At 65.4% G+C, this 21283-nt stretch carries 20 protein-coding genes; 14 read left to right on the top strand and 6 right to left on the bottom strand.

What is annotated here, in order from left to right; all coding sequences use genetic code 11:
• Positions 1 to 96: 96 nt before the first annotated feature.
• The 3 genes from rplQ to dsbD all read left to right on the top strand — a co-directional run bounded on the left by rplQ (position 97) and on the right by dsbD (position 2953).
• Entirely contained in the window at positions 97 to 492 is a 396-nt protein-coding gene (gene rplQ, locus ACIGJG_RS16185; protein WP_011299296.1) for a 50S ribosomal protein L17, read from the top strand.
• A 109-nt stretch (positions 493 to 601) separates the two neighbouring features.
• Positions 602 to 982 (top strand): divalent-cation tolerance protein CutA, encoded by a 381-nt coding sequence (gene cutA / locus ACIGJG_RS16180; protein ID WP_011299295.1) that lies wholly within the window; start codon positions 602 to 604, stop codon positions 980 to 982.
• Between the two features lie 51 nt (positions 983 to 1033).
• Positions 1034 to 2953 carry a protein-disulfide reductase DsbD gene (gene dsbD / locus ACIGJG_RS16175; RefSeq protein ID WP_011299294.1) on the top strand — a complete coding sequence of 640 codons (1920 nt, stop codon included), beginning with the start codon at positions 1034 to 1036 and terminating at the stop codon, positions 2951 to 2953.
• Positions 2954 to 2956: 3 nt separating this feature from the next.
• Here dsbD and ACIGJG_RS16170 read toward each other — a convergent pair whose 3' ends face one another.
• The 3 genes from ACIGJG_RS16170 to yihA form a co-directional block, all read right to left on the bottom strand.
• On the bottom strand, positions 2957 to 4147 hold the full coding sequence (locus tag ACIGJG_RS16170) for a magnesium transporter CorA family protein (RefSeq protein ID WP_011299293.1): 1191 nt from the start codon (positions 4145 to 4147) through the stop codon (positions 2957 to 2959).
• Positions 4148 to 4162: 15 nt separating this feature from the next.
• Positions 4163 to 5155 carry a porphobilinogen synthase gene (hemB, locus tag ACIGJG_RS16165; protein WP_011299292.1) on the bottom strand — a complete coding sequence of 331 codons (993 nt, stop codon included), beginning with the start codon at positions 5153 to 5155 and terminating at the stop codon, positions 4163 to 4165.
• A 269-nt stretch (positions 5156 to 5424) separates the two neighbouring features.
• Positions 5425 to 6111 (bottom strand): ribosome biogenesis GTP-binding protein YihA/YsxC, encoded by a 687-nt coding sequence (gene yihA / locus ACIGJG_RS16160; RefSeq protein WP_011299291.1) that lies wholly within the window; start codon positions 6109 to 6111, stop codon positions 5425 to 5427.
• A gap of 448 nt (positions 6112 to 6559) precedes the next feature.
• Between yihA and ACIGJG_RS16155 the strand changes: the two genes are divergently transcribed.
• The 8 genes from ACIGJG_RS16155 (at position 6560) to msrQ (ending at position 14678) form a co-directional block, all read left to right on the top strand.
• Complete coding sequence (locus tag ACIGJG_RS16155) at positions 6560 to 7219, top strand: c-type cytochrome (RefSeq protein WP_011299290.1); 660 nt, start codon at positions 6560 to 6562, stop codon at positions 7217 to 7219.
• Between the two features lie 155 nt (positions 7220 to 7374).
• Positions 7375 to 9576 carry a cytochrome c biogenesis protein ResB gene (locus tag ACIGJG_RS16150; protein WP_011299289.1) on the top strand — a complete coding sequence of 734 codons (2202 nt, stop codon included), beginning with the start codon at positions 7375 to 7377 and terminating at the stop codon, positions 9574 to 9576.
• A gap of 91 nt (positions 9577 to 9667) precedes the next feature.
• Complete coding sequence (ccsB, locus tag ACIGJG_RS16145; RefSeq protein ID WP_011299288.1) at positions 9668 to 10873, top strand: c-type cytochrome biogenesis protein CcsB; 1206 nt, start codon at positions 9668 to 9670, stop codon at positions 10871 to 10873.
• Positions 10874 to 11016: 143 nt separating this feature from the next.
• On the top strand, positions 11017 to 11460 hold the full coding sequence (locus ACIGJG_RS16140; RefSeq protein ID WP_011299287.1) for a COG4315 family predicted lipoprotein: 444 nt from the start codon (positions 11017 to 11019) through the stop codon (positions 11458 to 11460).
• Positions 11461 to 11491: 31 nt separating this feature from the next.
• Positions 11492 to 12043 carry an RNA polymerase sigma factor gene (locus ACIGJG_RS16135; protein ID WP_011299286.1) on the top strand — a complete coding sequence of 184 codons (552 nt, stop codon included), beginning with the start codon at positions 11492 to 11494 and terminating at the stop codon, positions 12041 to 12043.
• Positions 12040 to 12876: an anti-sigma factor family protein gene (locus tag ACIGJG_RS16130; RefSeq protein ID WP_041679728.1), complete on the top strand. Its 837-nt coding sequence runs from the start codon at positions 12040 to 12042 to the stop codon at positions 12874 to 12876. Before ACIGJG_RS16135 ends, ACIGJG_RS16130 begins: the two co-directional genes overlap by 4 nt.
• A gap of 105 nt (positions 12877 to 12981) precedes the next feature.
• The gene (msrP, locus tag ACIGJG_RS16125; protein WP_011299284.1) at positions 12982 to 13986 is read left to right on the top strand and encodes a protein-methionine-sulfoxide reductase catalytic subunit MsrP; all 1005 of its coding nucleotides are present in this window, start codon (positions 12982 to 12984) and stop codon (positions 13984 to 13986) included.
• 14 nt (positions 13987 to 14000) lie between these two features.
• Positions 14001 to 14678 (top strand): protein-methionine-sulfoxide reductase heme-binding subunit MsrQ, encoded by a 678-nt coding sequence (msrQ, locus tag ACIGJG_RS16120; RefSeq protein ID WP_140950920.1) that lies wholly within the window; start codon positions 14001 to 14003, stop codon positions 14676 to 14678.
• A gap of 30 nt (positions 14679 to 14708) precedes the next feature.
• Here msrQ and lysA read toward each other — a convergent pair whose 3' ends face one another.
• The gene (gene lysA / locus ACIGJG_RS16115; RefSeq protein WP_011299282.1) at positions 14709 to 15968 is read right to left on the bottom strand and encodes a diaminopimelate decarboxylase; all 1260 of its coding nucleotides are present in this window, start codon (positions 15966 to 15968) and stop codon (positions 14709 to 14711) included.
• A 2-nt stretch (positions 15969 to 15970) separates the two neighbouring features.
• Entirely contained in the window at positions 15971 to 16195 is a 225-nt protein-coding gene (locus ACIGJG_RS16110; RefSeq protein WP_041679727.1) for a hypothetical protein, read from the bottom strand.
• 191 nt (positions 16196 to 16386) lie between these two features.
• Between ACIGJG_RS16110 and cyaY the strand changes: the two genes are divergently transcribed.
• Positions 16387 to 16722 carry an iron donor protein CyaY gene (cyaY, locus tag ACIGJG_RS16105; protein ID WP_011299280.1) on the top strand — a complete coding sequence of 112 codons (336 nt, stop codon included), beginning with the start codon at positions 16387 to 16389 and terminating at the stop codon, positions 16720 to 16722.
• A gap of 83 nt (positions 16723 to 16805) precedes the next feature.
• On the opposite strand, the gene ACIGJG_RS16100 is transcribed toward cyaY, so the two are convergent.
• The gene (locus ACIGJG_RS16100; RefSeq protein ID WP_011299279.1) at positions 16806 to 19181 is read right to left on the bottom strand and encodes a penicillin-binding protein 1A; all 2376 of its coding nucleotides are present in this window, start codon (positions 19179 to 19181) and stop codon (positions 16806 to 16808) included.
• A 336-nt stretch (positions 19182 to 19517) separates the two neighbouring features.
• Here ACIGJG_RS16100 and pilM point away from each other — a divergent pair, with 336 nt between their 5' ends.
• Positions 19518 to 20621, top strand: a complete 1104-nt coding sequence (pilM, locus tag ACIGJG_RS16095; protein WP_011299278.1) for a type IV pilus assembly protein PilM — start codon at positions 19518 to 19520, stop codon at positions 20619 to 20621.
• 20 nt (positions 20622 to 20641) lie between these two features.
• Positions 20642 to 21283 carry a PilN domain-containing protein gene (locus ACIGJG_RS16090; protein WP_011299277.1) on the top strand — a complete coding sequence of 214 codons (642 nt, stop codon included), beginning with the start codon at positions 20642 to 20644 and terminating at the stop codon, positions 21281 to 21283.

Below are 21283 nucleotides of genomic sequence, written 5' to 3'. Positions count from 1 at the left end.
GGCCGGGGCATGTATGACTACCGGCCCGCGTCTCGGGAGCTTGCTCCCGGGGTGATAGAAGAGCTGGTCAAACACTCAATCTGAAAAGGAATCATCATGCGTCACCGTCATGGTCTGCGGAAACTGAACCGCACCTCGTCGCACCGTCTCGCGATGCTGCGCAACATGTCCAACTCGCTGTTCCAGCACGAGCTGATCAAGACCACCCTGCCCAAGGCCAAGGAACTGCGCAAGGTTGTCGAGCCGCTCATCACGCTGGCCAAGAAGGACACCGTTGCCAACCGCCGTCTGGCTTTCGCCCGTCTGCGCGACCGCGACATGGTCACCAAGCTGTTCACCGAACTGGGCCCGCGCTACAACGCTCGTCCGGGCGGCTACACGCGTATCCTGAAGTTCGGCTTCCGTCAGGGCGACAATGCGCCGATGGCGCTGGTCGAACTGGTGGATCGTCCGGAAATCACCGAAGCTCCGGCTGAAGAAGCTGCTGAGTAAAGTTGAGTTCCAGCCCGTCTCCCGACGGGTTCGGACACACCGCTTACAATCGAGCCAGGCAATTTGCCTGGCTCTTTTGTTTTTGTGCGCCAGGATTCGGAGGGGCCAGATGCAAGCCGGTAACAGTTCACAAAATGCCCAGGACGGCGGCAACGAGGCGGTCATTGCCGTGCTGACCAACCTGCCCGATGCAGACACCGCGGCGAAGCTTTCGCGGGCCTTGCTGGAAGCGCGCGTGTGCGCGTGCGTGAACCGTCTTGCGCCCGTCGAATCCGAGTACTGGTGGCAAGGCAAGCTGGAACAGGCAACGGAATGGCCGCTGCTGGCGAAGACCACGCGCGGACAATATTCGGCGGTGGAGGCTGTGATCCGCGCCAATCATCCCTATGATGTGCCGGAAATCATTGCCTGGCCCGTGAGCCAAGGTTTCGGACCATATCTCGCATGGGTGCGGGGCGAGGTAACTCGCGCCGAGCAACACAAGGATTGAGGCGCCAGGCACACAGCATCGCAGAGTGACAGAAAGGATTCAGGACGGTCTATGAGCATGGGTTTTGCGCTTTTGGCGCGGTCATACGGGGCGGGCTGGGCGCGGCATATCGCCGCAGTGCTGGCGGTGATGGTGGCCTGGTTGTGCCTGGTCACTGGCGCCCATGCGGCCACGGAAGACGATTTCCTGCCCCCTGAGCAGGCCTTTCGCTTTGCCGCCCGGCAGATCGACCCTCAGACCATTGAAGTGCGCTTCGACGTGGCAAGCGGCTATTACCTGTACCGGGAGCGCTTTGCCTTTGCCGCCCGGCCCGACACTGTCCGCCTGGGCCAGCCCGAATTTCCTCACGGCAAGGTGAAGTTCGACGAGACGTTCGGCAAGGAGATGGAAACCTACCGCGATGCGGTGGTGATCCGCTTGCCGGTCCAGTCCGCGCCGGCTGATGGCAAATGGTCGCTCGTCGTCACGTCCCAGGGCTGTGCCGACAAGGGACTCTGCTATCCGCCGATGGAAAGCGTCTACAAGGTGGGTGGCTCGCCCTTGGGGAACCTGTTCGCCGACAGGCCGCGCAGCGAGGCGACCGTGCCGCCGGCAGCGTCGGCGAGGCCCGGTACGGAAGCCGTTGCGCCCCCCGCGCGCCTCGACGAGAACGACCGCATCGCCGGCGTCCTGGCCAGCCGCAACCTTGGCGTCGTCCTCGCATTGTTCTTTGGCCTTGGCCTGCTGCTGACGTTCACGCCTTGTGTGCTGCCGATGGTGCCCATCCTGTCGTCCATCGTCGTCGGCGAGCACGCGACGCGCAGCCGTGCGCTGGTGGTGTCGCTGGCCTATGTGCTCGGCATGGCCGTCGTCTATACGGCGATTGGCGTTGCCGCAGGCCTGCTCGGCGAGGGCCTGGCCGCAGCGCTGCAGACCCCGGCCGTGCTGGCCGCGTTCGCGGCGCTGATGGTGGCGCTGTCGCTGTCGATGTTCGGGCTCTACGAGCTTCAGCTGCCGCAGCATTGGCAGACCCGCTTGACGGCCACATCAAACCGCCGCCAGGGCGGGCAAGTGATCGGCGCCGCGGCCATGGGCGCGATCTCCGCGCTGATCGTCGGGCCGTGCGTGACGGCACCGCTAGCCGGTGCGCTCGCGTATATCGCGCAGACCCGCGATGCGGTAACCGGCGGCACCGCGCTGCTGGCCATGGCACTGGGAATGGGTGTTCCGCTGGTGCTCGTTGGCGTGGGCGCAGGCAATCTGCTGCCCCGCGCCGGGCACTGGATGGAGGCCACCAAGCGCTTCTTCGGCTTCCTGCTGCTGGGCGTGGCGATCTGGATGGTGACGCCGGTGCTGCCGGCGTGGCTGACCATGGCGCTGTGGGCCGCGTTGCTGCTGGTGGCTGCGGTGTTCCTGGGCGCGTTTGATGCGCTCGGTGCTGAGGCCCGCGGCCTGGCGAGGCTGGGCAAGGGACTGGGTGTACTGGCGGCGCTGGCGGGTGCGATCCTGCTGCTGGGACTGGCCTCGGGTGGCCGGGATCCGCTGCAGCCGTTGGCGCACCTGAGCTTGGCACGCGTCGCTGGCGGTGGAGCGGAGACGGCGGCAGGACCGCAGTCCGTGCGCTTCGAGCGCGTCCGCAGCGTCGCGGAACTGGATGCACGCGTGGCCCAGGCAGCGGCCGCCGGCAAGCCCGTGCTGCTCGACTTCTACGCGGACTGGTGCGTAAGTTGCAAGGAAATGGAACACCTGACCTTCACGGACGCCAAGGTTCGGGCGCGCATGTCGGAAATCGTGCTGCTGCAGGCTGACGTGACCGCCAACAACGCCGATGACAAGGCGCTGCTCAAGCGCTTCGGCCTGTTCGGTCCGCCGGGGATCATCCTGTTCGGCGCCGATGGCCGCGAACGGCCTGTGCGCGTGATCGGCTACCAGTCCGCAGGCCGCTTCCTGGACAGCCTGGAGCGTGCGTTCGGTACACGCCCCAGCACCTGAGCCCTACCGCTCCAACTGCCGCCCAAGTCCCCATACGGCGGCCAGTATCACCACCACCGCGCCCATCAGGCCGATCGACCACCAGAACCCGTCGGGCTCGCGCAGCCACGGCATGCGTTCGAAGTTCATGCCGAAGATGCCGGTGATCAGCGTCAGCGGCATGAATAGCGCCGTGATCAGCGTCAGCGTGCGCATTGTGCGGTTGGTCCGGTGGGCCACCGCCGAGAAATGGATCTGGACGGCGGACTCGATCGAGTCTTCAAGTCGGCGCGCATGCGCGAGCACGCGCTGGATGTGCTCCATCAGGTCGTTGATGCGCACGAGCAGCACTTCGTCGCGGCCCGGTGCCTTGTCCGCTGGCTCGGTCGGATCGGCGCTGTAGCGGTTGTCCAGCACGCTGTCGCGGAACTCCTGCAGCGCATCGCGTTGTTCTTCGCTCAGGTGTTCGAGCCTGCGCAGCTGAATGCGTGCATCCAGAAGCCCTTCCCAGCTCGAGAAACTGCGTCGCGAATTGAGCAGCGCGCGTTGCCAGCGGTCGAGCTGGCGCGTGAGCGGCGCGCGCAGTTCAAGATAGCGGTCGACCATGGCGTTGAGCAGGCGCAGCATCAGGTCCTCGGGCCGGCTTGGCGGCCGCGTGCCGTGCAGCAACGGCGCGTGGCCGTACGCTTTCGGCGCCACGGGGCGCGGCTCCTGGCAGGATTCCAGCAGGCGCTGGCGTACCTGGTCGATTGTGCGCGACGGGCCCGGCCGGACGGTGACAAGTACTGTGTCGAAGACGAAGAAGGTGACCGGCTGGGTGTCGATGCGGGCCAGTGCGGGCAGGAAGCCGGGAGGATAACGCCGCGGCTTCGGCGCGGCTTCGACCGCTGTCACCGGTGAGCCGTCGGCCTCGGCGATCGCGCGGCTCGTCTCGAACGTCAGCTTGCGGAAGATCACCATGTCGTACGCGTGCGTCGTGTCGAAATACGACGGATGCGCCGTGTTGGTGGCATCGGTCAGATGCAGGTCGAGGATCGGCGCTCCGGCAAGCCGCCGCACGTTCTCGCGCCAGACGTCCGGTGCAGCGGATACCTCTTCGATCGGGAAATCGGCCCAGACAAAGCGGGCCGCCGCATTGCCGCCGAGGAACGCCGCCGCCTCATCCAGGGAGGCGAGCGGGTGAACCTGGCCGGCTGAAAAGCCTAGCAACTCCATGCGTGCGGCGTGGCCTTAGCCGGCGAGCAGGCGCGCGGCGTCGCGCGCGAAGTAGGTCAGGATGCCGTCGGCGCCGGCGCGGCGGAACGCCAGCAGCGATTCCATCATGACCTTGTCATGGTCGAGCCAGCCGTTCTGCGCGGCGGCCTTGAGCATCGCATACTCGCCGCTGACCTGGTAGACGTAGGTCGGGAAGCGGAACTCGTCCTTCACGCGGCGCACGATGTCCAGGTACGGCATGCCGGGCTTGACCATCACCATGTCGGCGCCTTCCATGATGTCCTGGGCGACTTCGCGCAGGGCTTCATCGGTGTTGGCCGGGTCCATCTGGTAGGTCATCTTGTTGCCTTTGCCCAGATTGGCAGCCGAGCCGACGGCGTCGCGGAACGGGCCGTAGAACGCTGACGCGTACTTGGCCGAGTACGCCATGATGCGCGTATGGATGTGGCCCGCGTCTTCCAGCGCCATGCGCACGGCGCCGATGCGGCCATCCATCATGTCGGACGGCGCGACGATGTCGACGCCGGCCTCGGCCTGGACCAGTGCTTGCCTGACCAGGATCTCGACAGTCTGGTCGTTGATCACGTAGCCGTTGTCATCAAGCACGCCGTCCTGGCCATGGCTCGTGTACGGGTCGAGTGCCACGTCGGTCAGCACGCCGAGTTCCGGGAAGCGGTCCTTCAGCGCACGCACGGCGCGCGGCACCAGGCCGTCGGCATTGGTCGCCTCGATGCCGTCGGGCGTCTTCAGCGACGGGTCGATGACCGGGAACAGCGCGATCACCGGGATGCCGAGTTTCACGCAGTCTTCGGCCACCGGCAGCAGCAGGTCGACCGACACGCGCTCCACGCCGGGCATGGATGCCACCGTCTGGCGCTGGTTCTGCCCGTCCAGGATGAAGACGGGATAGATCAGGTTGTCCGGCGACAAACGGTTTTCGCGCATCAGACGCCGCGAGAAGTCATCGCGACGCATGCGGCGGGGACGGTACTCGGGAAAGGCAGACATGGCAGCTTGAAGGAGGGAAATTCACAGGAGGAAATGTGCGGAAGATGGTTCACCACCGACCCGCGGCGGGCACGCCGTAGCGCATTCCGCAGAAAAACTAAACTTTTGTGTGTGCCCGCTATCATACTCGCGGACACCTTGCGTTGCGCCTCGCGTGGCGCGGTGTCCCCCGCTACTCCTCCCTGAGCGGGTACCCGCCTCAACCGGCGGGAAAGTTCGTCCCCGTTGCTTGCAACGGGGCTTTTTTTTGTCCGCGCGCTATGGTCGTGTCACTCGGACGCGCCCGGCGCAGCCGGTTGTTCTGCCGGCGCCGCTGCCTGAGCTTCGGGCAGCGACAACCAGCCCGCGATGACCCGCTGTGCTTCTTCGATGCCGCGGCGCTTGAGGCTGGAAAACAGCTGGGCGGTCAGAGGCACCGGGGTGGCAAGCTGCTCCGCATAGCCTTCCAGCATCTTCCGGGTTTCGCGCAGGGCCTTGGCGTTTTCGCTGTTGGTGAGCTTGTCGGCCTTGGTCAGCAGCACATGCACCGGCTTGCCGGTGGGCAGGAACCACTCGACCATCTGGCAATCGAGATCGGTGAAGGGGCGGCGCGCGTCCATCATCAGGATCAGGCCCGAGAGCTGCGACCGGGTCTGCACGTAATCGCTGAGCAGCCCTTGCCAGTGATACTTGGCCGAGCCGGACACCTCGGCATAGCCATAGCCCGGCAAGTCGACCAGGAAAGCGATCGGATCCGGCGCTTTTACCGGGGCCACCGTGAAGTAGTTGATGTGCTGCGTGCGGCCCGGCGTGCGGGACGAAAAGGCCAGGCGTTTCTGGTTGCAAAGGATGTTGATGGCCGTCGACTTGCCGGCGTTGGAGCGTCCGGCGAACGCGACTTCGGGCACCGCGGTGGCAGGCAGGTCGCGCAGATGGTTGACGGTCGTAAAAAAGCGGGCCTGGTGTAGGAGGGACATGCGCTGAAGCGGGTGGGGCGGGCTGATTGCGGCGGCGCGACATGCGCGAAGCGCGGCAACCACGGTCACGCCGAGGTGATAAGGCTGGCGGCACGGGATCGGCCAGGCCGCCGGATTTGATCCAGCACAGGCACAGGGGCTCCATGGCATCAATCCGGCACATTATTTATTGTACAATACGCCGGTTTACGGTCTCCTGTCCGGGTGACGCAGGGCATCCATGGCCGCGTTGCCGGTGACCCGTTCCATCCGGACGGAAGGCCGTGTTTGCCGTTCCATCGTGAGCGGTGCCAGGAAGGCGGGGTCTGCTGCCTGGCGCACCGGCCTGACCGGATGTTTCGGTCGTTGCCACCACGATGCAGGGCCTTGCAAGGCGCGTCCTCACCGCCCGCAAAGTGCCGGCCGGCATGCACTACGGTATTCAATACAATTCAGACAAGGTGTGCGAATGAACCGCATTGCGAAGCTTCTGGGTGTCCTGGTGCTGGCCCTGCCTGCAACCGCCATGACCGGTCTGGCTTCTGCCTCCGAGCAAGCCGCCGCGAAGGCAGATCCGGCAAAGGGCGAAACGCTGTATACGCAGGGCGCGCCCGATCGCAATGTTCCCGCCTGCCTGAGCTGCCACGGTGCCAACGGCAACAGCGGCGCCGCCGCCAACCCGAAGCTGGCTGCACAGCATCCCGAATACGTCCACAAGCAGCTGGCCAACTTCAAGGACAAGTCGCGCAATAACGCGATCATGTCGCCGCTGGCTGGCGCGCTGAACGACCAGGAAATGAAGGACATCGGCGCCTACCTCGCGAAGCAGCCGATCAAGCCGGCCACCGCCAAGAACAAGGACACGATCGAGGCCGGCCAGAAAATCTACCGCGCGGGTATCGCGGCCAAGGGCGTGCCGGCTTGTGCCGCCTGCCATGGCCCGACCGGCGCCGGTATTCCGGCCCAGTATCCGCGCATCGGCGGTCAGTGGTCGGACTACACCGAAGCCCAGCTCGTGGCATTCCGCCAGGGCACCCGCAAGAACAATCCGGTGATGACGACCATCGCTGCCAAGATGTCGGATGCCGAGATCAAGGCCGTGGCGGATTACGTCGCCGGCGTTCGCTAAGTCGTTCCGCGCCGGCCGGACGGTTGGCCTGCGCCTCGCAGGAGCGGGGCACGAAGCAGGATGAAACCGTTGGCGTCGGCAACAATCGAAGAGGGTGGCCTGCTTGCCAAGCATGTCCACCCTTTTTTATTTCAAAGCTTACTGCTGCACTGCACATGTCGACCGCTTCCACTTCAGGCCTGCACCTGAAGACCCCCCACCGCGTGTTGCGCGACGCGGTCGAATTGTTGTCCTCGATGCGCTTTGCGATTGCCCTGCTGACGGTGATTGCCATTGCCAGCATCGTGGGTACCGTGCTCAAGCAGAACGAGCCCTACCCCAACTACGTGAACCAGTTTGGGCCGTTCTGGGCCGATGTCTTCCACGCGTTGTCGCTGCAGAAGGTCTACGGCTCGTGGTGGTTCCTGCTGATCCTGACGTTCCTGGTGGTGTCGACATCGCTGTGCCTTGTGCGCAATGCGCCCAAGATGATCGTCGATATGCGTTCGTGGAAGGACCATGTACGCGAACGCAGCCTGCGTGCGTTCCACCATCGCGGCGAATTCGAGGCGGCGCGGCCGCGCGCCGAGGCCACGGCTCGCGTCACGGCCCTCCTGCGCAACCGCGGCTACCGCACGCGACAGGTTGAGCACGAAGGCGCGACGCTGCTCGCGGCGAAGGCGGGGGCGGCGAACAAGCTCGGTTATATCCTCGCGCATACCGCGATCGTGGTGATCTGCATCGGTGGCCTGCTCGATGGCGACATGCTGATCCGCGCGCAAATGTGGTTCGGCGGCAAGACACCGATCCGCGGCAACGCCGTCATCAGCGATATCCCGCCGCAGCACCGGCTGTCGACCAGCAACCCGGGCTTCCGCGGCAATGCGTTCGTGCCTGAAGGTTCGACTGTCTCCACTGCGATCCTGAACATCGCCGATGGCGCACTCGTGCAGGACCTGCCGTTCAACCTCACGCTCAAGAAGTTCACGATCGATTTCTACCCGACCGGCATGCCCAAGCTGTTCGCGTCCGACGTGGTCGTGACCGACCGTGCCACGGGCAAGCAGACGCATGCGACGGTGAAGGTCAACGAGCCGCTGATCGTCGATGGTGTTGCGATCTACCAGTCGAGTTTCGAGGACGGCGGCTCGCAGCTGAAGTTCGTCGGCTACCCGATGCAGGGCACAGCCCACGGTACTTTCCCGTTTGCCGGCACCGTCGGTGGCAACGCCCCGCTGACCGGCACCGGCTTGGCCGCGGACACTGAAGGCCTGACCGTCGAGTTCAGCGATTTCCGCCTGATGAACATCGAGAACGTCACCGATGCCTCGGGCAAGCCCGATGCGCGTGGCGTGGCGCGCAAGTCGTTCAACGAGACCATCGAGTCGCACCTGGGCGCCGCCGCCAGCGCGCAAAAGGAAAAGACGCTGCGCAATGTCGGCCCTTCGGTTCAGTACAAGCTGCGCGACCGCAACGGCCAGGCGCGCGAGTACAACAACTACATGGTGCCGGTGCAGCTTGACGGCCAGTCGGTGTTCCTGGCCGGCATGCGCGAGTCGCCCAACGAGCCGTTCCGTTACCTGCGCATTCCCGCCGATGACCAGGGCAGCGTGGCCGACTGGATGCGCCTGCGCGCCGCGCTGCAGGACCGCGCCATGCGCGGCGAGGCGGCGCGCCGCTTTGCGCTCGCCTCGATGCCGGGTGCCGACAAGGCCGAACTGCGTGGCCAGCTTGCCGAAAGCGCACTGCGCGCGCTGGATCTCTTTGCCGGCGCCACCCGCCCGAATCCGGATTCCCCACCGGGCGGCTTTACCGCGATCGCGTCATTCCTGGAAAAGTCGGTGCCGGCGGCGGAGCAACAGAAAGCCGCCGATGTGCTGCTGAAGATCCTCAACGGCTCGATGTGGGAGTTGTGGCAGATCGCGCGCGCGCAAGACAAGCAGCCCGTGGTACCCAACAGTGCGCAGAGCGGCGCTTTCCTGCAGCAATCGATCAATGCGCTGTCCGACAGCTTCTTCTACGGCGCGCCGGTGTTCCTGCAGCTCGACGACTTCAAGGAGATCAAGGCCAGCGTGTTCCAGATGACCCGTGCGCCGGGCAAGAACATCGTGTATCTTGGCTGTCTGCTGCTGGTGCTGGGCGTGTTTTCGATGTTCTATATTCGCGAGCGCCGCGTCTGGGTCTGGATCAAGGATCCGGGCCATCATGCGGACGCCGCCGTGCAAACGGAAGCGGCATCGTCAGGCAGCCATGTGCTGATGGCCATGTCGACTCAGCGTCGCACGCTGGACTTCGAGAAGGAATTCGTCGCCTTGCGCGACGATATCGGCCGCGCGGCCGGGGCGGAAACAGACACCTCGGCGCAGGCGCAGCATTGAACCCGTCGGGCCGGACCGTGGTGATCGTCTCCGGTTGCCGCCCGGCTTTTGTGGCGCAGCCTCAGGCTGCGTGCAGATCGCAGGTAACGCTATGTCTTCTAACTTGAACCAGGCCGCCCGGCCGGCCATGCGCCCGGCGACTTCTGCTGATTCCGGCGCACTGGACGAGTCCTACCTCGAACCCTCCTTTCTGCGCCGGCTCACGTGGCTGGACTGGGCCTTCGCCGTGCTGCTGGCAGTCGGCGCCGGCGTGGCGCTGTCGCGCTACGGCCAGTGGATGAACGGCTATGACAAGGCCGTGCTGATTGCCGCGGTGCCGACTTTCGCGCTGCTCGGCTGGCACTGGAAGCCCGTGCGCCCGCTCATGGTCGGGCTCGCCGTGCTGTCGCTGTTCGCCGTGCAGCTATACCAGGGCCAGCTCGCGCGTGCCGACCAGGCGTTCTTCCTGAAGTATTTCCTGTCCAGCCAGTCGGCCATCTTGTGGATGAGCGCGCTAGTGTTCTTGTCCACGCTGTTCTACTGGGTGGGACTGGCCACGCGCTCGGCGACCGGCTATAGCATCGGCAGCAAGCTGTGCTGGGCCGCGGTGGTACTCGGTTTCACGGGCATGCTGGTGCGCTGGTACGAGTCGTATCTGGTCGGCACCGATATTGGCCATATCCCGATCTCGAACCTCTATGAAGTGTTCGTGCTATTCACGCTGATCACGTCACTGTTCTATCTCTACTACGAAGGCCGTTACGCGACGCGTGCGCTCGGCCCGTTCGTGATGCTGGTGGTGTCGGCCGCAGTGGGTTTCCTGCTTTGGTACACGGTCAGCCGCAATGCGCAGGAGATCCAGCCGCTGGTGCCGGCGCTGCAGAGCTGGTGGATGAAGATCCACGTGCCGGCCAACTTCATCGGTTACGGCACGTTTGCGCTCGCGGCGATGGTTTCGGTGGCCTACCTGCTCAAGCAGCGCGGCATCCTGGCCGAGCGCCTGCCGTCGCTCGAAGTGCTAGACGATGTGATGTACAAGGCCATCGCGGTCGGCTTTGCGTTTTTCACCATCGCCACCATCCTCGGTGCGCTGTGGGCGGCGGAAGCGTGGGGCGGCTACTGGAGCTGGGATCCGAAGGAAACCTGGGCGCTGATCGTCTGGCTGAACTATGCGGCCTGGCTGCACATGCGGCTGATGAAGGGGCTGCGCGGCACTGTCGCAGCATGGTGGGCGCTGATGGGCCTGCTGGTGACAACGTTCGCCTTCCTGGGCGTCAACATGTTCCTGTCCGGCCTGCACAGCTACGGCGAATTGTGATTCATGCGGCTTCCGCATCAATGAAGAGAACCTGCCCTGCCGGCAGGTTTTTTTTCGCCCGCAGGGAATAAACGCATCACATCCGGTGTTTACTTGAGGAACGGTGCCGGCTGGCGGCACCGGCTTGCATGGAGAAGAACATCATGGCACGTCTGCGTCGTCCTACCGCTGCATCCCTCCTTCGTCCTGTTGCACTGGCCCTTGGCTGTACCTCCGTTGTCCTGCTGGCCGCCTGTTCCGGCATGGGCGGGATGGGCATGAGCGGCGCCGGCAGCATGCCGCCAACCGTCAAGGTGACCGACGGGGTGTTGACCGATCCGCAAGGCCTGACGCTGTACACGTTCGACCGCGACACCAAGGACAGCGGCAAGAGCGCCTGCAACGGGATGTGCGCGAACAACTGGCCGCCGCTGATGGCAGCGCCGAACACTAGCGCCTCGGGCAGCTACACCATCATCACGCGTGAAGACGGCAGCAAGCAGTGGGCCTACCGTGGCATGCCGCTGTACCGCTTCGCCAAGGATGCCAAGGCGGGCGACCGTATGGGCGACAACCTCAACAATGTCTGGCACGTCGCCAAGCCCTGAGCACCCGGCGACAGATTGAGTCCGGCTAGGCATGGACGGGTTTGAAGGCCAGCTGATCGCGCTGGCGCCGCGCCTGCGGCGCCACGCGCGTGGCCTGACCAGCGACGCGGCGCAGGCCGATGACCTGGTCCAGGACACCCTGGAGCGCGCGCTGCGCTACCGCTGGCGCTTTCGCCTGCGTCCGGGCGCATGGTGGGGCGATGGCGCCGACGGCCTGCTGCCGTGGCTGCTCACGCTGATGCACCGCCTGCGCCTGAATGCCGTGCGCCGGAAGGACCTGGTCGTCGCCATGGAAACTCTGCCGGAGGTCAGCGCCCCGGCCACGGATCCCGGGCTGCGGCGCGATCTGCTGCAGGCGCTGACCGCCTTGCCCGAAGCCCAGCGCGCGGTGCTGCTGCTGGTCAGCCTGGAACAGTTCACGTACGCGGAGGCCGCACACGTGCTCAATGTTCCGGTTGGCACCGTGATGTCCCGCCTGGCGCGAGCGCGCGAACACATGCGCACCCTGCTCGACGGCACAGTGAAGCCACAACATGGCGCACAGGCCACCGAGCCGGCCACGACGCTGCAGCGAGTGAAATGATGTCCCCGATCCACGAAGCCGACCTGCATGCCTACGCCGACGGCCAGCTAAGCGGCCGCCGCCGCGCAGTCGTGGAGGCATACCTGGCCGAGCAGCCGGAAGTGGCGGCGCGCGTGGCCGAATGGCGCAGGCAGGCGGACGCGTTGCATGGCGCACTCGATGGCGTGCTCAACGAACCGGTGCCGCTTGCCGCGCTGCCCGAGCCGCTGCGTGGCGGCTCGCCCCGGCACGACGGCAGGGCGCGCGGCTGGCGTACCGGATGGATCGCGGCCTGTGCGTCGGTCGCCTCGCTGGCCGTGGGCGGCACGATTGGCTGGATCGCGCATGGACGCATGGCGGACGGCCCTGTCATTGCCATGGCGCCGGGCGAGCGCTTTGCGCGCGAAGCGTTGGTCTCCCACGCGGTCTATGCGCCCGAAGTGCGGCATCCCGTGGAAGTGCCGGCCACCGACGAAGCCCATCTGATTGCGTGGCTGTCCAAGCGGCTCGGTGCGCCATTGCAGGTGCCCGACCTGCGCCCACAGGGCTTCCACCTGATCGGAGGCCGCCTTGGCGTGGCCGAAGGCGGGCCGTCCGCGATCCTCATGTATGAAGCCGACGACGGTACGCGCCTGTCGCTGCAGCTGCGCCGCATGGCGCAAGGCACGCCCGATACGGGCTTCCGGCTCGAGCGCATGCCGCAGCCTGCTCCCGGCCGGCCGGGAGCAGGGGCGATGGCGTTTTACTGGATCGACCGCAGTCTCGGGTTCGCGCTGGCCGGGCAGGTGGATCGTGCGCGCCTGCTGACACTGGCGCAGTCCGTGTACCAGCAATACCAAGGCCAGGGCGGCTAGGCGCATCGGCCGCCTCCTGCGAAAAAAAGCTGTCAGGAATGGCCAGCACCATCCGACCAACGGGAAGTCCAACTCCCGGGCCGTTCGAAGTACCAAGGAACAACCATGCTGATTCCCTCCCCGAAGTGGTTGCGCGGTGATGACATCGCCGCCTCCGAGATCACGCCGCGCCATGTGTTCGCCACGCGCCGGCGCTTGCTGGCGCTCGCCGCGGCCGGCACCGCCGGTGCTGCGCTGAGTCCGTGGCTTGCGCGCGAGGCCCGCGCCCAGGGCCGTCATGGGGCAAAGCTGGCGGCCACGCCCAACAGCGCTTTCGTGGTGACAGAAAAGCGTACGCCCTACGAGGATGTCACCACCTACAACAACTTCTACGAATTTGGTACCGACAAGTCCGACCCGGCGCGCAATGCCGGCACGCTGCAGCCGCGTCCGTGGCAGGTGGCGGTGGAAGGCCTGGTGAAAAAGCCCAAGGTCTATGACCTGGACGAGCTGCTCAAGCTCGCGCCGATGGAAGAGCGCGTGTACCGCCTGCGCTGCGTGGAAGGCTGGTCGATGGTGATCCCGTGGCTTGGCTATCCGCTGGCTGAGCTGATTCGCCGCGTGGAGCCGCAGCCGGGCGCGAAGTACGTGCAATTCATCACGCTCGCCGACAAGAAGCAGATGCCCGGCATCAGCAGCTCGGTGCTGGACTGGCCCTACAGCGAAGGCCTGCGCATGGACGAGGCGATGCACCCGCTTGCTCTGCTGACCTTTGGTCTTTATGGCGAGGTGCTGCCGAACCAGAACGGCGCGCCGGTGCGCATGGTGCTGCCATGGAAATACGGCTTCAAGAGCGCGAAGTCGATCGTGAAGATCCGCTTCGTCGACAAGCAGCCGCCGACGAGCTGGAATCTGGCCGCGCCGCAGGAATACGGCTTCTACTCGAACGTGAACCCGGATGTGGACCATCCGCGCTGGAGCCAGGCAACCGAGCGGCGCATTGGCGAGGATAGCGGTGGCGGCGGCTTTGCCGCGCTGTTCGCGCCCAAGCGCAAGACGCTGCCGTTCAATGGCTACGGCCAGCAGGTCGCGTCGCTGTACCAGGGCATGGATCTGAGGAAATTTTTCTGATGGGCAGGGCTGACATGACGGTTTCGCAACCCACTTCGACACGCGCGCAAGGCGCGGTCCCGGGCAGCAGGGCCGGCGGGCTGGCGGCGTTGCCCACGGCGCAGGTGCGCACGCTGAAGGTGTTCATCTGGCTGCTGGCGATGCTGCCGTTTGTGCGGTTGCTGTACCTGGGAGCAACGAGCCAGTTCGGCGCCAATCCGCTGGAGTTCGTGACACGGTCAACCGGCACGTGGACGCTGGTGATGCTGTGCGTGACGCTGGCGGTTACGCCGCTGCGGCGCCTGACCGGCTGGAACTGGCTCGTGCGCTTGCGCCGCATGCTGGGGCTATTCGCGTTCTTCTACGGCCTTCAGCACTTCTTGCTATGGATCGGCGTAGATCGCGGCTTCGACTTCGCCTACATGCTGAAGGATGTAGTCAAGCGGCCGTTCATCACGGTCGGGTTCGCTGCCTTTGTGCTGATGATCCCGCTGGCGCTGACTTCGACCAACGGCATGGTTCGGCGCCTCGGCGGCAAGCGCTGGCAGGCGCTGCACAAGGCGGTGTACGCGATCGCGGTGCTGGCCATCCTGCACTACTGGTGGCACAAGGCTGGCAAGAACGACTTCAGCGAAGTGTCGATCTACGCTGCAGTGGTGTTCTTGCTGCTGGGGCTGCGCCTGTGGTGGCGCTGGCGTCCGGCCGCCCGCTGAGGCAGGCCGGCCGGGAGACTGGCGGGTGGATCAGTCCTGCAGCAGGCGTTCGTCGCGGAACAGGTCTTCGACCAGTTCGCGTTCGCGTACGAGGTGGACCTTGCCGCCGTCGACCATGACTTCGGCGGCGCGGGGGCGGGTGTTGTAGTTGGAGCTCATCACGAAGCCGTAGGCACCGGCCGACATCACTGCCAGCAGGTCGCCCGGCTGCACGGCCAGCGCGCGGTCGCGGCCAAGCCAGTCGCCCGATTCGCACACCGGACCGACGATGTCGTAGACGACCTGCGATCCGCCGTTCGCCTTGACCGGCTCGATACGGTGATAGGCCTCGTACATGGCCGGGCGCGCGAGGTCGTTCATGGCGGCATCGACGATGCAGAAGTTTTTGGCCGCGCCGGGCTTGAGGAATTCCACCTGCGTCAGCAGCACGCCGGCATTGCCGACCAGCGAGCGACCCGGTTCGAACAGCACTTCGCGATGCGCATGGCCACGTGCGGCCACACGGTCAAGCAGCGTGGTGGCAAAGCCCGTGATGTCGGGCGGCGTCTCGTCGGTGTAGGTGATACCCAGGCCGCCGCCGACATCGATGTGCTCGAGTACGATGCCTTCGCGCTCCAGCGCTTCGACCACGTCGAGCACCTTGTCGAGCGCTTCCAGATACGGTGCCACTTCGGTGATCTGCGAACCGATGTGGCAGTCGATGCCGGTGACTTCGATATTCGGCAGCGCAGCGGCAGCACGGTACGTGGGCAGCACGTCCTCGAACGCGATGCCGAATTTGTTGCCTTTCAGGCCCGTCGAGATGTATGGGTGGGTCTTGGCATCGACGTCCGGGTTGATGCGCAGCGACACGCGCGCGCGCTTGCCGATCTGGCCGGCCACGGCATTGAGGCGGTCCAGTTCGGGAATCGATTCGACGTTGAAGCAGCGCACGTCATGGGCGAGCGCGAGTTCCATCTCCGCCGCGTTCTTGCCGACGCCGGAAAACACCACCTTGCGCGGATCACCACCGGCGGCCAGCACGCGCTTGAGTTCGCCACCGGAGACGATGTCGAAGCCCGCGCCAAGTTTTGCGAAGACCTGCAGTACCGCCAGGTTCGAGTTGGCCTTCATGGCGTACTGCACCTGCGCCTTGCGGCCTTTGCAGGCGGCAGCGTAGCCCTGGTACGCGGCGGTCAGCGCGGCGCGCGAGTACACATAGGCCGGCGTGCCGAATTCGGCGGCGATCTGCGCCAGCGGCACCTGTTCGGCCATCAGGGCGCCGTCCTGGCGATGGAAAAATGCGGTCATGGTTATCGGCTGGTGGGGGCGTCGGAAGAGGCCGGAGGCGTGGTGGGTGCTGCCGACGCGGGCAGCTTGGCGTCAGGATGGCCCAGGCCCGGATCGGGCACGGACGGCGCGGTCGGCTCGGGCGGGACCTTCGGCATGGTCAGCGGCCCGCGAATGCCGCATCCGCCCAGCAGGGGCATCGCAAGGCCGGCGGCAAACGCCGATACAATCGCAACACGACGGAGCATCGGGTCGTCCTTGAATACGGTTGGGAAAGCTGTCGGACCGGCAGCCGGCGTGTCGTACGCGGCCGCCGCCAGAGTTCCAGGGCACGGCCGGAATCCGGAAATCCTCAACAATAAAAGCCGGCCACTGCATGTGCCCCATGCGCAGCAGCAAGGCGGACAGAGTACTGGCGCCGGCGGTCTTGGAGTTTAGCATGCCCCCCTTGAGTGAAAGCGAGTTCCTGGCCCTGGCCGGCAAGGAGCTGGACCGCATCGAAGCCGCGGTGGAAGCGGCCGCCGACGCGGCCGACGCCGACATCGAAATCAGCCGTACCGGCAACGTGATGGAGCTGGAGTTCGAGAACGGCTCCAAGATCATCATCAACAGCCAGGCCCCGATGCAGGAACTTTGGGTAGCGGCGCGCTCGGGCGGTTTCCATTTCCGCCGCGACGGCGAGCGGTGGGTCGATACGCGCAGCGGCGATGAGCTGTATGCCGCACTGTCGGCCTATGTCAGCCAGCAGGCGGAGGCGGCGCTCAAGCTGGGCTGAGCAACGTCCCATCCGGCGCTGACCAATGAAAAAGCCGGCCCAAGCAGGCCGGCTTTTTCGTGTGCATGGCGTCCGTGAGACGTTCAGCCCCCGCCGAACATTTCCAGGATCTTCTTTTTCTCCGCTTCCACATCGGCTGGCGGACGCGTGCTTTCTTCCGGCTTGCCCGGCCACGGGTCGCCCAGGCCGACCGATGCCACGCCAGCGCCGCTCGCGTTCTCTTCGAAGGTCCAGTCGCCGCCGGCCATGACCACGCCTTCCGGTGCGGGCCGTTCCGGGCTTTCCGGCACGCCCTTGAGCATCTTGCCCATGTAGCCAACCCAGATCGGCAGGGCCAGTCCGCCGCCGGTCTCGCGCACGCCCAGGCTCTTGGGCTGGTCGTAACCCATCCAGGCGATCGCAACCAGGTTGGGCGTGTAGCCCGCGAACCACGCATCGACGGCATCGTTGGTGGTACCGGTCTTGCCGGCCAGGTCATTGCGGCCCAGGCGCTGCTTGGCGGGGTTGGCCGTCCCCATGCGCACCACATCGCGCAACATGGTGTCGGCGATAAACGCCGTGCGTGCGTCGAGCACGCGCACGGCGTCGCTGCCGGCGCGCTGCGGCTGGGTTTCGGAAAGCACCTTGCCGCGCGCATCGACAACCTTCTGGATCAGGTACGGGTTGATGCGGTAGCCGCCGTTGGCGAACACCGAATAGGCGCCGGCCATCTGCAGCGGCGTGACGCTACCGGCGCCCAGCGCCATCGGCAGGTAGGCGGGGTGCTTCTCCGCCTCGAAGCCGAAGCGAGTGATGTAGTCCTGCGCGTACTGCGTACCGATTGCCCGCAGGATGCGCACCGAGACCAGGTTCTTCGACTTGGCCAGCGCGCGGCGCATGGTCATCGGGCCCTCGAACTTGCCGTCGTAGTTCTTCGGCTCCCACACTTGGCCGCCGGTGTCCGGGCCGATCGTCAGCGGCGCATCATTGATCACGGTGGCCGGCGAGAAGCCTTTTTCCAGCGCTGCCGAGTAGATGAACGGCTTGAAGCTGGAACCGGGCTGGCGCCAGGCCTGCGTCACGTGGTTGAACTTGTTGCGGTTGAAGTCAAAGCCCCCGACCATCGAGCGGATCTCGCCATCCTGCGGGTTGATCGAGACAAACGCCGCCGACACTTCTGGCAACTGGGTGACCGTCCAGTCGCCCTTGTCGTCCTGCGTCACGCGGATAATCGCGCCGGGGCGGATCTTGGTCTTGGGCTGGGCGTTGGCCGACAGCGACGGGGCAATGAAACGCAGCGCCGATCCTTCGATCGTGGCCACTTCGCCGGACAGCAGCGTGGCCTTCACCTGGCGTGGCGACACGGTGGTCACCACGGCCGAGCGCAGGTCGTCGCTGCCGGGATGTTCGACGAGTGCATCGTCGATAGCCTGTTCGCGTTCGGCCTGGTCGGACGGCAGGTCGATGAACGCTTCCGGGCCGCGATAGCCGTGCTTGCGCTCGTAGTTCATGATGCCCGAGCGCACGGCCTCGTAGGCAGCGTCCTGGTCAGGCTTGGTCAGCGTGGTGTAGACCGTCAGGCCACGCGTGTAGGTTTCCTCGCGGTATTGCGCGTACATCAGCTGGCGCACGATTTCCGCCACGTACTCCGCGTGCGTGGAGAACTCGTTGCCCTCGCTGCGCACCTTCGGGGCTTCGCGGAGGGCGGCGTCGTATTGTTCCGGCGTGATGTAGCGCAGGTCGCGCATGCGCTGCAGGATGTATTCCTGGCGGACTTTGGCACGGCGCGGGTTCACCACCGGGTTGTACGCCGACGGCGCCTTGGGCAGGCCGGCCAGCATGGCCGCTTCGGCCGGCGTCACGTCGCGCACGGACTTGCCGAAGTAGACGCGCGCGGCACTATCGAAGCCATAGGCGCGCTGGCCCAGGTAGATCTGGTTCATGTACAGCTCGAGGATCTGGTCCTTGCTCAGGTTCGCCTCGATCTTGTACGCGAGCATCATTTCGTAGATCTTGCGCGTGTAGGTCTTCTCGCTGGACAGGAAGAAGTTGCGCGCGACCTGCATGGTGATCGTGGATGCGCCCTGCGACAGCCCGCCGCGCAGGTTCGCCAGGCCCGCGCGCATCACGCCGACGAAGTCGACGCCGCCGTGCTCGTAGAAGCGGTCGTCTTCGATCGCCAGCACCGCCTTCTTCATGACGTCGGGAATCTCCGCGATCGGCACGAAGTTGCGGCGCTCTTCACCGAACTCGCCGATCAGGACATTGTCAGCAGTGAAGATGCGCAGCGGGATCTTCGGGCGATAGTCCGTGATGGTGTCCAGCGACGGCAGGTTTGGCGCGGCCACGAGCAGCGCGTAGCCGAGCAGCAGCGCGACCGCCACGATGCCGGCGACGATCAGCCCCACTACCCAGAACGTGATGCGCGCCCAGAGCGAGCGGCGGGCTGGGAGGGACGGCTTCGGTTGTGCTGTGGCCATAAGGGAAAAACCTAGTCAGGAGTGCGGGGGATTATATCTTCCGGTATAGCGGCTACTCCCCGTGCAGTGGCGGCCCCGACGCTACCGCGCTGTTACAAGATGTAATGTCGTGGCCGCGGCGGCTTACGCGGATGGGCTTGCAGAAAAAGGGCCCGGAAGGGAACCCGACGACCGTGGGGTTTTGGCAACGTCGCCGGAAAAATAAAAGCGTGGTCAAACCGGCACATTGCCAGCACTGCCGGTTTTTGTGAGAATCGACCAACATAAAAGAGCAAACGTTTCATCCAAGAAACAAGGCTCGCCCGATTAGAGCAGTCAAGCCGGGGGCGAGTTCAAATGTCAGGGGGGGTCACCTTGCGACGGGGCATTTTGTCGGGGCTTCTGCGCCGGACTACGGTCGGCGTGGACATCGGGTCGTCCAGTGTCAAGGTAGTCGAGCTGTCCGTGGGGGGCAGCAAACAGGACTACCGGCTGGAAAAATGTGCCAGCGAATTGCTGGACCGCAATGCCGTTGCCGACGGCAACGTCATCAACATCGAAGCTGTGGGCATCGCGCTCAAGCGCGCGCTCGGCAAGGCCGGCATCCGCTCGAAGGACGTGGTGCTCGGCGTGCCGTCGATGCTGACGGAGTCACAGACTGTCAGCTTGCCGGACAACCTGTCCGAAGACGAACTCTATTCCCAGGTCGAATCCGAAGCGCACCGGCTTTATCCGCCGTCGCAGACGGTCAATTTCGACTTCGCCGTGATCGGCCCGAGCGAAACCGAGGGCGGCATCGGCGTGCGCGTGACCGCGGCGAACAGCGATCGCGTGCAGGAGCGCGTGACCGCCGCCGAGATGGCCGGGCTGCGCCCGCAGGTCATGGACGTCGAGGAATACGCGGTGCAGCGCACCATCGTGCAGATGCTCGGCGTGCCGCGCGAGATGTCGGAAGCCGATGCGCGCGCGCTGCCCGTAGTGGCGGTCGTCCACCTGGGCGGCAGCCGTTCCAAGGCCATCTTCTATCAAGGCTGGAAAGAGCTGTACGAGCAGCCGCTGAACAGCTACGGCGACCAGCTTACGCAGAGCGCCGCGCGCATGTTCACGCTCGATGCGCTCAAGGCCGAGATCAAGAAGCGCAAGAACACGCTGCCCGAAGCCTGGCGTACCCAGTTGCTCAAGCCGTCGCTCGAAGCGCTGGCCATGGAAGTGCAGGCCGCGGTCGGCAATTTCATCGCCAGTTCCAGCCTGGGGCGCGTGGACGAGATCCTGCTGTCGGGCGGGCATGCGTCGCTGCTCGGCGTGCAGGCGGCGATCCAGCAGCAGACCCAGATCACTACCACGCTCGCGAACCCGTTCGCCAACATGGTCACGAACGGCAAGGTCAACGAACGGTATCTGCAGCGTGACTTGCCGGCGTATATCGTCAGCGCCGGACTGGCATTGCGCGGCCTGCAATAACGCACCCCGGGGGAATCCGAATGTCAACGAACACACTCCCGTCGGTCAACCTCCTGCCCTACCACGAAGCCCGCAAGGCCGCCCGACGCAAGCGCGTCTACGCGATCCTTGGGGGCGCGGCGGCGGCCGGCGCGGTGGTGGTGCTGCTGGGCGGGCTTTATATCGATCACGAGATCGAATCCGTGGTGGGGCTGAACCAGGTGCTCACCGCCGAAAACGCGCGCCTGGACGGCCAGATCCGCGAGGTCAACACACTCAAGAAGGACATCGAGGCCCTGTTGCAACGCCAGCAGGCCGTGGAGAGCCTGCAGACCGAACGCAACCGGCCGGTGCAGCTGCTCGAGGAACTGGTACGCCAGGTGCCGGAAGGCGTCTACCTGACCAGCCTCAAGCAGACCGGCGATTCGTTCACGATTGCCGGCGTGGCGCAGTCCAACGAGCGCATTTCCGAGCTGTTGCGCAATGTCGGCGCGGTGCCATGGCTCGACAAGGCCGAACTGGTCGAGTCCAAGGCCGTGACCATGACCAACAACCTGCGTGAACAGCGCCGCCTGTTCGATTTCTCGATGCGCTTCGCCTACCGCGCTCCCGAAACGCCTGCCGACAAGAAGAACGGCGCGGCAAGCGCGGCCCAGGCACCGGCCGCTAACGGAAAGGCCTGA

This window comes from Cupriavidus sp. C1SS-2L, assembly GCF_057073735.1.
This window is presented reverse-complemented; position numbering and strand designations above follow the sequence as displayed.